A 13,363-nucleotide genomic window follows, 5' to 3' on the forward strand; every position below is an offset into this window, starting at 1 on the left:
CTGCGCCAGCCATTCGACGCCATAGAAGGTCGCCATCTTGCAGCCCATTGCGTCGCCGCGCGCGCCTCGGCGGGATCCAGCTTCCGATGACGGCTCGGCCCCTGGTGGCGCGGAGAACGATGGCATCACCCCGGCACGCGCTCGAACTTCCGGCGCGGCGGATGGTTCTCCATATCGTGGTCGCAGCTCGTGAGGCCGCGTACCAGCGAGCGCAGTTCGCCCAACCGCTCCTCGTAGAGCCCGCGCGGGGTCGTCGCGTGGAGATTGCAAAGATAGGCCGCCGCCGCCACCGCAACGCCATGCTGCGCCCCATTGCCCATCAGCTTCGTCGCCGAGCCAGCGACATGGGTAACGCTGATATGCTTCCCCGCCGCTAGCAGGTTCTCGATGTTCGCCGAATAGAGACAACGATACGGAATCTCGTAGGACGACCGGTCGCGTTCGTCGAAGATCCAGTCCTTGAGGCGGAAATCATATTCGCCCTCGCCGGGCTCCCACGCGCAGTGGATACAGAAGGCTCCGTCGTTCGCGACCAGCGTGTCGTCGAAATGGACATTGTCGCGAATATCGTTTTCTGTGAGCACATAGTCGCCGCGATAGCGCCGGAATTCGCCCTGCGCGGCGACAAACGCCATCCACTCCAGTTCGAGATTCGCATATTCCTCGGGCGCCATCCTTTTGACGTTCGAGAAGGTGCCATAAAGCGCCCGCATGAGATAATCCCTGACTTCCTCACCCGAAGTGTAAGGGTCGAGCCATTGGCCATATTCCCAGAAATGGGTCGCAGGAAAACTGCCCCCATCGGGCCGGAACTTGAATTCGGGTGTGTTGGGATTGTCGCCGGCCTTGGGGCCTTTCCCGTTCTCCAGGCCGGGGCGGATCAGCTGGCCGCTGAGGTTGGCATAATCCTTCGCCACCTCGATCGCCCAGGGAACGTCCGGAAAGTCGACAGGATTCTCCGCCATCCTCGTGCGGAAGAACAATGTGTTCCCGTGGTGCATCGCATCGGCGGTTTCGGGAGCATAACCTTCGTCGAACTCGGACCGCGCTTCGCGGCCGAACATCGTTTCGGCGCCCGCGAGAAGGCCGATGATCGCAACACCGCTCGCGTCAATGAACATTTTGCCGGCAAAGCGACTTTCCTTACCGCCGCGCGCCGATACCGTGTCCACGGACACGACCCTCTTGTCGTCGGTCCTGGCCGCAACGAGGCGGTGTTCGAGAAACACCGATGCAAGAGGTTCGGCTTCGAGCAGCGATATCGCAGCCAGGTCGCCATCGGGCGTGCGTTCGGAAAGCTCCTTCAGGAGCGCGCCCTGCGCTCCGCGCGGCATCAGACCGATTTCCTTGCTGGCGTTCCCTCCCAATACCGGGCGATCGTGGAGGAGCGCGACGCATTGTCCCAGTCTCGCCGCGGCAAGCGCTGCAGCACAGCCGGATATCCCGCCACCGACGACGACCACATCATATTCGCCCATATCGACCGGATGGTCCGGAAGGCCGCGAAGCCGCCGCCGCCAGGCCCGGCTCTCGTCGTCGACGGCGTTGGGTGGAATATCATCGCCAGTGGTGAAATAAATCGCATCGCACCGTCCGTCGAAACCGGTCAGATCCTGTAGCCGGAGCGTGAGCGCGCCCTCCGCGAGATCGAGCCGGTCCGCCGATACCCACGACCAGTCGTTCCCATCTGCACCAAATACGGTTTCGAGCGGCTTGCCATTCACGACGAGCCTGAAGGTGCCGGGATGATGCGCGGGAACCCAGTCCTTGCAGCGAACCCAGACCTTATATTCTCCGGCCTTCTCGACCCGGACCTCGGTGACGGCGTCGGCTACGGGGCGTCCGAGTCCGTGTGCGAGAAGATAAGGGGATCCCATTTGCGTTTCGAACTGCGAATCGAGCACCCAGCCGCCGTGATCGGCGAAATCCTCCGCCTCTACCAGGAAGGCGGGAAAGGCGTCCTCTACTTGCATATGTCCTGACATGGCGAGGCTCCTTCCTGCTGTCTGCGCTCGATCTCGAAGGGCGGTTCATAGCCTTCGAGACCCGGGCAAATGGTCTTCTTGTCAATCTTGCCGGTGGCCCTCAGGGGATATGGTCGACGAACAGGATATCGCCCGGGAGTCACGCGGGATGAGCCACCCACCACCGCGGCGATCGCCACTGCTTCTGGCCGAAGGCGATATTCTCGATCTCTATCGAGTTGCCCCTTCCGTCGCCCGATCCTTGGCGCGATCAAGGAAGGGCGGCGGCAGGCCGCGACGCCCCCCGCACGCCTTATTGTCAGGCTGCGACCGGCTCGCCGAGGCTTTGGACCGCCCGCTCGGCCGCGCGCTTGCCCATGATCACGCCAGATTCGAGCGAAACGAGATTATAGTCGGCATTGGCGTAAGAGAGACCCGCGTGCCGCACGGCATCGTCGCGGAACTCGAGAAGCCGCTTGCAATCACCCGGAGCCTGCCGCGCATAGGCCCAGTCGTGCCGCACCACTTCGGCATGTTCGACCCATTCGGCCGAAAGCCCCGGGTAGAAGAGCTTCAATTCCTCCAGCGCACGCGCCAGAACCTCATCATCCGACTGCGCGAGCAGGTCGGATGCATCGGGATATGCGGACCAGCCCGAAATAATCGCCTTGCCGCTCGGCACGAGGAACGGGCGCATGGCGGTATGGTTGATCGACAGGTTGAAGTAGCGCTTTTCGGGATAGGCGATGCCGAAGCTCACCCCGGCACTCTCGACCGGACGATCGAGATAGAAATAGGCCAGCGCCAGACGGGTGTGATGGAAGTCCTTGAGAAACGCCTTGGGACGCGCGAACTGTTCAGGGGTGATATGTGCGGCCGCATTGGGCGTCGTGCAGAGAATGACGTGACCGGCTTCGACGCTGCGACCGTCCGCCAGGGCGACGCCCGTGACCTTCTCATTCTCTACCGTGAGACCGCTGACTTCGGCGTTGAGGAGCACCGGGACATGTTCGGCCAGCTTTCGCGGCAACGACAGATTGCCGTGGCGGAAGCCATAATGTTTCGGCTTCTTCAGATTGCTTCTGAACAGCCGGACCGCATCGAACAGGCTGAGGTGATCGAGAAAGGTGCCCGCGCTGCCGTAGCACATCGGACGCAGGACGAAGTCGCGGAACTTTTCGCCGGCCCAGTCCAGTCCTTCCTGCGCGGTGACAGCGTCATATTCCTCGACGCAGGTTTCGAGGTCGTACGTGGGATAGGATTTCCCCAACGTCCCGAGTTGCAGCGTGGCCCGGGCGAGATCGGCAGCGCCTCGGACTCCCAGGAACCGGAGCAGATCGGCATCGCCTTCGACGATGTGCGATTTGCCCTTCTTGTCGATATATTGAATGGCCTCGGTCTTCTCCTCGATCAGGTCGCCTGTCAGTCCGAGTTCGTCGATCAGCGCCAGCGCATTGTCGTATGTCGACAAGACATATTGCTGCCCGACCTCGACCTTGTCGCCGCCGCGCTCGCGGGTCATGATCCGTCCGCCGACATGGCCGGATGCCTCGAGCACGAGCACGCTGCGCCCGGCCTTCTGGACGGCATAAGCGGTGGAAAGCCCGGTAATGCCCGCGCCGACGACAATCACGTCGGCCTTGTTGATTTCGGTAACGATCGGCATTTTTTCCTCCCGGGCATTTGAAAGCGGAGCGCTCGTCATGCGGCGCGGGTCGCGGCTCCGCGGGGTGTGCGACGGCCGGCCCGGCTCAGAGCAACTGGTCGGAATATTTGGAGCGATAGGGTTCGCCGGGCGTCAGCGAGGGATCATTGATGCCGCTGATGTCATATTCGTAGCTGCTGCCGCCTTCGACCGGCAGCGGTCGATAGAAGGTCTGGTCGCCATGGAAGCGGTAGACCAGCGTGTGGCGCGTGGGACAATCCGGGGTGACCGGCGCTCCGCCGTGCAAGATTCCCGAATGGAATATGAGCGCATCACCGATATCCAGATCGAAGGTGAACACATCCCAGGAATTCGGATCTTTGGCGCGCTCGGCCTCGATGTCGGGCAGCCGCGGCCAGTCTGTCTTGTGCCAGAGCGGCTTCGTATGGTCGTTGGCGTCGTTGTACGATGTGCCATTATACTGGATTCCGCGATGCGATCCACGGACGAACTCCAGGGCATTCTTGCGCGGAATCTTCTCGAATGAAGTCCAGATGTTGAGAAGGTGCGGACCTTCCACCGGCGAATAGGAATTGTCCTGGTGCCGCGGCGAACGGCCCCCGAGGCCACCCTTTTTAACGAAAAGCTCCTCGCCGACGAACCAGACATGCCTGGAGCCCCAGAGCGACGCCACCAGCTCGCCGAGGCCTAGATCCTTGACGGTCTGAAGGTGAACGGCGCGGTTCTCGTAATTGCCATAGTCGTTGAAGGTTTCCTGGTCGGTTCCCCTGTAGGCATAGCCGTGCAGCGGGCTCGGATGAGCAATCCCATAGTCGAAGGCCTCGCGAAGACGCTCAAGCCGTTCGGGCGAGAACAGGCCGCGAAGAACGATCGCGCCGTCGATGGCCAGATCCTGCTTCTGCTGCTCGGAAACCTGCACGCCATCCTCCCTGCCGGACATTTGATTCATAATAAGATAACATTTGTTTTCTATATGTCAATTGGGGTGAGCGACCGCATAGATCGATCGATATTCCGACCGGAATGCGTCCGCCCGACTGCTGCGGCAGGGACAAATCAGCGGGCGATGCGACAGGGAAGCCCACGCATCAGCCACGACCCCATGATCGGATCGACATCTCCCGGATCGTTACTGGTGCAAACATTGATGCTCGTTGCGAGCACGCCGAATGAGTCTTCCGGGGTCGCTTCCCCTTCGGGATACCACCAGCGATCCGCATGGACCACGTCTCGCTGATGGCGATCGTCGAAACGCACCATCTGCCGCACATGGCCGACCGGCGTTTCGATCGTGACCCATTGCCCTTCGTCGACCCCAAGGTCGCCGGCGAGATCCGGATGCAGCGAGACGAACGGGTGCGGGTTCTTGCGGCGAAAGGCGTCTGTCTGCTGCGCGCTCTGGTGAAATCCCTCGATCTGTCGGCCGCCGGTCACAAGAATGAGAGGATAGGCCGCCGCCCGTTCGAATATGTGCGGGCGCCGAAAATAGGGCAAAGAATCCTGCCCCCATTCTTCGAGCAACCCGCTTCGTAACTCGACCTTGCCGGAAAGTGTCCCATAGGCGGTGGCGGAAGGCGCCGGCGGACCGGCGTGGTCCGGATGACGCGCGGCTGCGCCCGACAAGGGACCATGATGTGCGGCGACCTGATCGAAACTCATCCCGGCCGGCGCGAGCGCCTGCCCAAAAAATTCCTCTGCCCGTTCCGGCCAATGCTCCCTCTGCCCGCATCGCCAGCCGAGGTCGCGGAAGAAATCATAGTCGCTGCGATGTTCGAATTGGGGAGCGATCACGGCGTAATTGGCCTCGACATAGTCGCCTGACCACGCAAGCGAGGCGCCGCCCATCGAGAAATAGGGCTTCTCCATCCAGTGCGCCGCGGGCAGCACATAGTCCGCCAGTGCGGACGTCGCGTTCAGGAACAGATCATGCGCCACCAGCAATTCGAGCTTGTCGCTCAGCAGCGCCTCGCGAACGCGCGCCGTATCGGGGCTTCCCCCAACCGGATTATGTCCCTGAACGATCAGCGCCCGCACCGGATAGGGATCGCGAACGAGTATGGCTTCCCACAAGGTCGGTTCATGCGCGCTGGACAGCCAATGCGCGACTCCGCGCTTGCCGTACCACGCCCGACCGACCAGCTCGTCAAGCCGGTCATGTTGGCCGATGCTCGCGAAACGGTCGGCCCCAAGGGCCTTGGCACGCTGCGCTGGCGGAAGGGCATCGGTCGCCATCCATTCGCCATTGGCGAGAATGTCGCGCGGCGGGCCTGCCAGAAAATTCCCGCCCCGACGGTTGAGGTTTCCCGTGATGGCAATCAGGCAGGCGAGAATCCGGCCATGCTGGACGGCCGTAACGCCCGCCTGGCACAAACCGTTTCCGGCCATGAAAGCGGTCGGACCGCTTCCCGACATCATATAGGCGGCCTTGCGGATGTCGTCGGCGGGCACCCCCGTGACGGCGGAAACCCGCTCGGGCGAATATTCGGACGCCCGCTCCGTGAGTTCCGCATATCCCACCGTCTCGCGGGCGATGAAGTCGGCATCGATCCGGCCCGCGTCGATGATCGCGTTCAGAAACGCCATGCCCAGCGCCGCGTCGGTGCCGGGGCGCGGCTGGAGCCAAAGGTCGGCGCGGCGGGCTTCTTCAGTCCGAGCCGAATCGATGACAAGGAGGCGCGTGTCCCCGGCCAGGGCCGCTTCCTTCGATCTCCACGACGGCCGCGCGGATTGCATCGGGCGCGAGCCCCAGAGCACGAAACATTCCGTTATGCCTGCTTCAAGCGCCGGCAAGGAGGGACCAAAGCCATAGGTGAGAAACTCGCCGAGCGCGGTCGGCCCGACGCAGATCTTGTCCTGCGCGACGGCGTTGGGACTGCCCAGAAGGTTCATGAAGCGCGTGCCGATGGCGCAATCCGAACTACGGATCGTGCCAAAAGAATGCGCAATCGTTTCAGGGCCATGGGTTTCGGCAAGCGCGAGAATCTTCGCGGAGATCTCGTCCAGCGCCTGATCCCAGGAGATTCTCTCCCATTCGCCGGCGCCGCGCGCGCCGCGCCGCTTCAGCGGATAGTGGAGCCGATCGGGCGAATTATGCAGTTGCGGCGCCTGCGCGCCTTTGGGGCAGATGAAGCCGGCTGTTCGCGGGTGTTGGCGATCACCCATCAATCGCACCACCTCTCCACTTCGCACAACGGCGATATGGCCGCATTGTTGAGCGCAAGCGAAGCAAATGGCGTGCTTCTTTACCGTGTCATCGTCCGCCATCGTCGATCGCTTTCATAGCAATTCACCGTATCAGCAATTAAAGATGACATATGTTATTTTTAATTACAATGAGACTTCCGGTTCGGCAGTCGATTCGTTTGAAGAACGTTGCCGATCTCGGTCTCATCGGTTGGCCTCGAACGGCCGTTGGTGGCCGTTGCGCGAACCGCTTCGCGGACTGATGCGGCACTGTTAGCGAAGGTCGACGCCCGCCAGCGCGCGGTCGAACGTCAATATCCCGTCGTCGACCGGGCTGTTCTTCATCCAGCGGCGGTCGGTCAGATAATCCTGCTCGAGACGCCAGGGCAGGCAGGATGCACTTTTCGGCATCACCCCGCGCGCGCGTTGCAGATAGCCCGAGGTCATCTCAAAGGGTTCGATTGCGGCGGGCTCTTTGCCGGGGAGGAGAGTCGGCGTTGCGATATCGGCGCCGACGCCGCGCATCATATCGAGCAGACGCGAGACATAGTCGGCGACGAGCGAAAGGCGCAGCGTGAAGCTCGCGTTGAAATAGCCCAGCGACAACGTCATGTTCGGGACGTTGGAGAGCATGCAGCTCTTGTAGAAATAATGCTGGCTGAAATCGAGCGGCCGTCCGTCGACCGACATCGCGATCTTGCCGCCCAGAACCATCTTGAGGCCGGTCGCGGTGACGATGATATCCGCCGGCAACCGGCGCCCCGATCGCAGCAGGATGCCGTCCGCCTCGATCTGTTCGACATGATCGGTGACGACATCGGCCTTCCCCGCCTTCATCGCCGCGAACAGGTCACCGTCGGGCACCACGCACAGGCGCTGGTCCCAGGGATCGTAGGGAGGGGTGAAGTCGGCGGCGCGAAAACGGGTGCCGAGTTGCGCGGAAATTCGTTTCAGAAGAAATTTCCGCGCCTTGTCCGGACGATTGCGCATTCGCCTGAACATCCAGTCCTGGAAGCGCGTGTTCTTGAAACGCGTCAGCGCATAAGCCAGTTTCGCGGGCATCAGCTTGCGCATCGCGTTGGCGAGCGCATCGCGCGACGGAAGAATGGCGACCCATGTCGGCGTCCGCTGAAGCATCGTCACATGCGCGGCCCGTTCGGCCATCGCGGGAACGAGCGTCACCGCGGTCGCGCCCGAACCGATGACGACGACCCGCTTGCCCGCATAATCGAGATCCTCGGGCCAGAATTGCGGGTGGATCAGCGCGCCCTCGAAAGCTTCGCGCCCGGGCAGCGCCGCGTCGTAGGGCTCGTCATGATCATAATAGCCCGCGCCCAGATGGAAGAAGCGTGCGCGCACGAGTTGCCGGACGCCCGCCTGATCCTCGAGAAGGACGCGCCAGCGCGCTTCCCCGCCGTGCCAGTCGGCCGACACGACGCGGTGGCCGAACAGGATTTTCCGGCGCAGATCATATTTGTCGATGGTGTGGTTCATATATTGGAGAATGGCGTCCGCTCCCGCGATAGCCCTGTCTTCGCGCCATGGCTCGAATTCGAACCCGAGCGTGTGCATGTCGCTGTCCGACCGAATGCCCGGATAGCGGAACAGCGCCCAGGTCCCCCCGACATCGGAGCGGCGCTCGACGATGAGGATATCTTCGCGCGGATTCTTCTGGCGGAGCGTTGCCGCCATGCCGACGCCCGAAAGGCCCGCGCCGACGATCAGCACATCGAGGTTGCGGCACGCCACATTCAAGTCCGCTTCGGCCATTGCCTCTACCCTTCCCGGTCCGGCGCAGCAGCGACCGCGCACTTTCTTCTTTTCATCATAGGCGCATTCGACATTTAACGCAACGACTGTTACTTAAATTTTCCATCTGCCGGCGCGCCTCTTCCGGACGGTCCCGGCCCGGAGGCGCGCGGGCAGCCGGCCCGGTTCGCCGTCCCCGATGCCGCCGTGCTTTACGGGCACGGCGACCGTCGCCTCCGCAGGACGCCGCCGAAGGCCGCCGGACGGGCTGCGACCTATTCGCCTTGCGTCGCAGCCCGACCCGGCTTATTAAGATAACAATCGATATTATAAATTATCGCGGAGAAGGGAAGGCGGGGATATGAGTATGCACCGAGAGATGGAAGCCCGGATTTCCCGCGCAGCCGATGTCTATCGCCCGATCGGAGGATGGATCGAGCGGCCGTCCGATCCTCAACCCGCGCTCGAAGGCGAGGTCAGCGCCGATGTAGTCATCGTCGGTGCCGGGTTCGCCGGGCTGTCGACCGCGCTCGAACTGACCGCGCGCGGCGCGCAGGTCGTCGTTCTCGAACGGGAATTTGCCGGTTTCGGAGCGAGCGGGCGAAACGCCGGCTACCTCGCCGGCGGACAGGGTCTCGACTATCATCTGTTCATGAAGCGCGTAGGCCGCGAACAGGTCTCGCGGATCGTCCGCTATTTCGAAGACGGCGTTGCCTATGTCGAGCAGAAACTCGATCAATATGGCATCGATTGCGATTATATTCGCTCGGGGCTGATCCGCGCCGGCGTCCACGCGTCGCAGCAGAAGGTGCTGCGCGCGAATATGGAACTCGGGATCGAGCTCGGCGCCCCTGCCCGCTATCTCGACGAGGCCGAGATGCGCGCGCGCGGCATCCCGCCCGCCTTCCTCTTCGGTTATGCGACACCCGGGGGAGGCACGCTTCATCCAGGGAAATATGTCTCGGGCCTGCGGCGCGCGGCGATAGCGGCAGGCGTAAAGCTCTACGAAAGCAGCCCGGTCCGCTCCTTCAGCGAGGGCGCAACGATCGCGTGCAGAACCGACCGGGGCGTCGTTCATGCCCCGCACCTCGTGCTCGCCTCCAACGCCTACACGCCGCAACTCGGGCTGCTGCGCGACAAGGTCGCCCCGCTTCGCGTTTCCGCGATCGAAACCGAGCCCCTTTCCGATGCCCAGATTGCGAGCCTCGGCTGGCACGGCCGCGAGGGCATCACGACCCAGCATCTCGTGATGGAAAGCCATCGCCTGACCGCACACAACAGCCTCGTCATCACGACGAAGCGTCTCGACTATGCTTATGGCTCATCGACGCCGAACATCGCGGCCAAGCCGACCTACCGCGACCTCGCGGTCGCGCTCTACGAGCGATTTCCCACGCTTCGCGACGTTTCGATCCGGTCGAGCTGGAGCGGCTACATCAGCTTCGCCTACGATGGGCTCCCGGTCGTCGGCGCAACGGGCGACCATCGCAACATCCATTATACCGCAGGTTGCTCGGGGCATGGCGTCGGCACCCAGTCCTTCGTCGGCCTGCTGCTGGCGGAGCGCATCAAGGGCGAGACGCACCCCTATTATGCGGCGCTCCAGCACAAGACGCCGTCGACCTTACCCGAACCGCTGCAGTGGGTGGCGATCAAGTCGCTGCTCGGCGGCGCGCATTTCATGGATGAGCGCGTCAATCGACGCGTGCGCCGGAACAGCTAGTCCGAAGGCAGGCGAGCCCGCCGGGGGTCTGCTCATTCCTGCCTGGATAGCGGAGGCGTTCGGCGCAAGCGGCATGATTGCCTCACCCGCGTTGCGGGGTTTTTACCGACAGGAATGAGGGACGGACCCATTGCGATCCGCCCCTCCATTCCCCGCAGCGGATGCGCGGCGTCAGACCAGCTGTTTGAACACCGGCGAGCGGAACCGGTCGCCGTCCTTGAGCTTGGCCATTTCCTCGACGAAGAGGATGCCTTGCGTGGGGAAGCCCGACTCGCTGTGCTCGGGAAGCGGACGATAAAAGGCATCGTCACCGAAGAAGCGCAACACCAGCGTATGGCGCTGCGGAAAGTCGGCATCGACATGCGCACCGCCGTGCAGCGAGTGCGGGTGAAGCAGGACGACATCGCCGGGATCGACCGCCCAGGAGACGACCTCGAAGCTGCCGGGATCGCGTTCGCGTTCGGCATCGATGTCGGGAAGCCGCGGGAGGAAGGGAACCGCCGTTTCGCCGTGCAGCGGCTGGGTCGGATCTTTCGGATCGACGAAATTCGGGCCGTCATACTGGATGCCGCGATGCGATCCTTTGACGATCTCGAGCGAGTTTTTCTTCGGTACCGACTCGAAGCTGATCCAGGCGTTCCCCCAATGCTTGCCGGTCCACGGCAGGTAGGAGGTATCCTGGTGGAAGGACGTCCGCCCGCTCTTGCCGCCGGCCTTCAGGAAGACCTCCTCGGCGAAATACCAGACATGCTTCGAACCCCAGAGCTCCGAGAATATCTTGCCGAACGGAAGCTTGGTCACCAGCTCGTCGAGCCGCTCCTTGGCATTGGGATTGGCGTTGTCGACATGCGAGCTCTGCTCGGTGCCTTCGAACATCATCGTGGCATTGGGGCCGTGATTCTCCACTGCCCAATCGAACGCCTCGCGGCATAACGCCAGTTGCCCTTCGTCGAGGCAGTTTTTCACGAGGACCGCACCATCCTCCTCAAAGCTTTGTCGCAGCGCAGAATTCATTTTGCAGCACTCCCAGTCTTGATCGCGACTCGTGCTTTAACATCTCCGTCACTTTTACACAACGATTGTTATAATAAATTGAGAGAAGCTGCGTCCTCCCGGTCGGCGAACCGGGCCTTCAGTTCCTTTTTCAATATCTTGCCATTGGCGTTGCGCGGCAGTGTTTCGGCGACGAAGCGGATCGCGACCGGAACCTTGAATGCCGCGAGTCGCGCGCGCACCCAGTCCTGCAGTTCGGCTTCGGTCGCGGTCATACCGGGCGCGAGATGCACGACCGCCGCGGGTTCCTCGCCGAGCGTGCGGTGCGGAATGCCGACGATCGCGCAGTCGGTCACTGCGGGATGCTCATAGAGCGCATTCTCGACCTCGGACGAATAGATATTCTCGCCGCCGCGCAGCACCATGTCTTTGGCGCGGTCGACGATGTAGAGAAACCCTTCCGCATCGAGCCGCGCAAGGTCGCCGGTGCGCACCCAGCCATCGACGAAGGTTTCGGCGGTCGCTTCGGGTTTGTTCCAATAGCCCTTCACGATCATCGGCCCGCGCGCCCACAGCTCGCCCACCGCGCCGGTCGGCAGCACCGTCACCCCGTCGTCGGCACGGATTTCGAGGTCGGCGACCGCGACCGGCGGCCCCGCGCTCGTCGGGCGGTTCAGATAATCCTCCGACGAATGGTGCGTGACGGTCGCCATCGTCTCGGTCATCCCCCAGCCATTCGCCGGAAGAGCGCCGAACTCCTGATAGATACGGCGGACCAGTTCGGGGGCCGAGGGCGCGCCGCCGTAGATGATCGCTTCGAGAGAGGAGAGATCATAGCTCGCGCGATCGGGATGCTCGATCAATTGCCAGGGGATCGTCGGCACGCCCCCGGTGACATTGACCCGTTCGCGCTCGATGATCTCCATCGCGCGCACCGGCTCCCATTTTCGCATGAACACCGTCGTGTGGCCGATGGTCATCGCGCTCATCAGCATCGCCGAACAGGCGGTGACGTGGAACATGGGAATGACGGTCAACATCGTCCGCGGGGCAGGCTCGGGCAGCGGGTCTCCGCGGCGCAGCGCGCTGCGCGCCGAAGAGAAGCCGCCCGACAGGACGTTGGTCACGAGATTGCGATGGGTCCCGAGTGCGCCTTTTGGATTCCCCGTCGTTCCGCTCGTGTAGAAGATCGTCGCATCGTCATCGCCCGCGAGTTCGACCCGGGGCCGGTCGAACGCAGGAAGGTTCGCCCAGTCTTTCGGGGCGCTGACGATCGCCTCGAGCGCGACCGCGCCTTCGGGCACGGCGTCGGCGCGCGCCACGATCAGCTTTTCGACTGCCGTCAGCTTGGCCAGATGGTCGGCAATACGGGCATGACGCTCGGCATCGACGATCAGGATCTTCGCCCCCGAATCGCCGATTCCGTATGCGAGTTCGCCACCGGTCCACCAGGCGTTCAGGGGCACCGCGATCGCGCCGATCGAGGTAATCGCGAAAAAGATCATCGGCCATTCGGGAAGGTTGCGCATCGCAAAGGCGACGCGATCGCCCTTGCCTACGCCCATCTGCTGCAAGGCCCGCGCGAAAGCGGCGGCCGCGAGCCAGTTTGCTTCGAAGCTCACACGGTCGTCATCGAGGATCGTGAACGAACGCTCGCCATGCGCGCGCGACAGGTCGAGCAATTCCCCGAGGTCATGCGGCGCATTTTTCCAGACCCGGGTCGCAATACCCCCTACGGTGATCGTTTCCATTTCGAACGGCGCGCCCGGTGCGGTCAGGGCGGCGGTTGCTTCGGCGAGCGACATCTTCGGCCACTCGGGATCGAGCGGCACGACGGGTCCGTGGCTGAGATCATCGGTCAAGGCAAACTCTCCATCGATATGGCGGCCGGCTTCGCCGGTCCGGTGCTGAAGCGGCCATGAAGGCGCGAAAGCCGGCCGCCGGCAACCCGCACATCCCCCTCTCCAGCACCCCTCAAATCCGGGCATTGCATTTTATATAACACTTGTCATTATAAAAACTGTTTGCCGAACGGGAGCAGGACAAGACCCGACGGCTCCGCAGAGAGAATCGCATGATCGTCAG

The 13,363-nt window shown here is 62.8% G+C and carries 8 protein-coding genes; 1 reads left to right on the plus strand and 7 read right to left on the minus strand.

The features are described from left to right. Positions 1–125 precede the first annotated feature (125 nt). The 5 genes from KNJ79_RS15240 to KNJ79_RS15265 all read right to left on the minus strand — a co-directional run bounded on the left by KNJ79_RS15240 (position 126) and on the right by KNJ79_RS15265 (position 8,583). Positions 126–1,985 carry an FAD-dependent oxidoreductase gene (locus tag KNJ79_RS15240; protein WP_317151703.1) on the minus strand — a complete coding sequence of 620 codons (1,860 nt, stop codon included), beginning with the start codon at positions 1,983–1,985 and terminating at the stop codon, positions 126–128. Between the two features lie 298 nt (positions 1,986–2,283). Continuing rightward, positions 2,284–3,630, minus strand: coding sequence for a protoporphyrinogen/coproporphyrinogen oxidase (locus tag KNJ79_RS15245; RefSeq protein WP_317151704.1), 1,347 nt, complete (start codon positions 3,628–3,630; stop codon positions 2,284–2,286). 85 nt (positions 3,631–3,715) lie between these two features. After that, a complete protein-coding gene (locus KNJ79_RS15250; protein WP_317151705.1) occupies positions 3,716–4,549 on the minus strand; it encodes a phytanoyl-CoA dioxygenase family protein in 834 nt (277 codons plus the stop codon). Positions 4,550–4,686: 137 nt separating this feature from the next. Further along, positions 4,687–6,894, minus strand: coding sequence for a molybdopterin-containing oxidoreductase family protein (locus KNJ79_RS15255; RefSeq protein WP_394357130.1), 2,208 nt, complete (start codon positions 6,892–6,894; stop codon positions 4,687–4,689). Between the two features lie 192 nt (positions 6,895–7,086). Beyond that, positions 7,087–8,583 (minus strand): flavin-containing monooxygenase, encoded by a 1,497-nt coding sequence (locus KNJ79_RS15265; RefSeq protein ID WP_317151706.1) that lies wholly within the window; start codon positions 8,581–8,583, stop codon positions 7,087–7,089. Between the two features lie 340 nt (positions 8,584–8,923). Between KNJ79_RS15265 and KNJ79_RS15270 the strand changes: the two genes are divergently transcribed. After that, positions 8,924–10,285, plus strand: coding sequence for an NAD(P)/FAD-dependent oxidoreductase (locus KNJ79_RS15270; RefSeq protein ID WP_317151707.1), 1,362 nt, complete (start codon positions 8,924–8,926; stop codon positions 10,283–10,285). 171 nt (positions 10,286–10,456) lie between these two features. On the opposite strand, the gene KNJ79_RS15275 is transcribed toward KNJ79_RS15270, so the two are convergent. Together KNJ79_RS15275 and KNJ79_RS15280 are read right to left on the minus strand one after the other, a co-directional pair. Further along, complete coding sequence (locus tag KNJ79_RS15275; protein ID WP_317151708.1) at positions 10,457–11,299, minus strand: phytanoyl-CoA dioxygenase family protein; 843 nt, start codon at positions 11,297–11,299, stop codon at positions 10,457–10,459. Positions 11,300–11,367: 68 nt separating this feature from the next. Continuing rightward, positions 11,368–13,083: a class I adenylate-forming enzyme family protein gene (locus KNJ79_RS15280; protein WP_317153934.1), complete on the minus strand. Its 1,716-nt coding sequence runs from the start codon at positions 13,081–13,083 to the stop codon at positions 11,368–11,370. Positions 13,084–13,363 lie beyond the last annotated feature (280 nt).

The sequence above is a fragment of the Sphingopyxis indica genome (genome assembly GCF_032879645.1).
GTDB classification, from domain to species: domain Bacteria; phylum Pseudomonadota; class Alphaproteobacteria; order Sphingomonadales; family Sphingomonadaceae; genus Sphingopyxis; species Sphingopyxis indica.

Bases quoted from the DNA above. Each gene is read 5' to 3' on its own strand.
- KNJ79_RS15280 (WP_317153934.1), bottom strand. From the start codon at position 13,083: ATGTCGCTCGCCGAAGCAACCGCCGCCCTGACCGCACCGGGCGCGCCG.
- KNJ79_RS15255 (WP_394357130.1), bottom strand. From the start codon at position 6,894: ATGGCGGACGATGACACGGTAAAGAAGCACGCCATTTGCTTCGCTTGC.
- KNJ79_RS15265 (WP_317151706.1), bottom strand. From the start codon at position 8,583: ATGGCCGAAGCGGACTTGAATGTGGCGTGCCGCAACCTCGATGTGCTG.
- KNJ79_RS15275 (WP_317151708.1), bottom strand. From the start codon at position 11,299: ATGAATTCTGCGCTGCGACAAAGCTTTGAGGAGGATGGTGCGGTCCTC.
- KNJ79_RS15270 (WP_317151707.1), top strand. From the start codon at position 8,924: ATGAGTATGCACCGAGAGATGGAAGCCCGGATTTCCCGCGCAGCCGAT.
- KNJ79_RS15240 (WP_317151703.1), bottom strand. From the start codon at position 1,985: ATGTCAGGACATATGCAAGTAGAGGACGCCTTTCCCGCCTTCCTGGTA.
- KNJ79_RS15245 (WP_317151704.1), bottom strand. From the start codon at position 3,630: ATGCCGATCGTTACCGAAATCAACAAGGCCGACGTGATTGTCGTCGGC.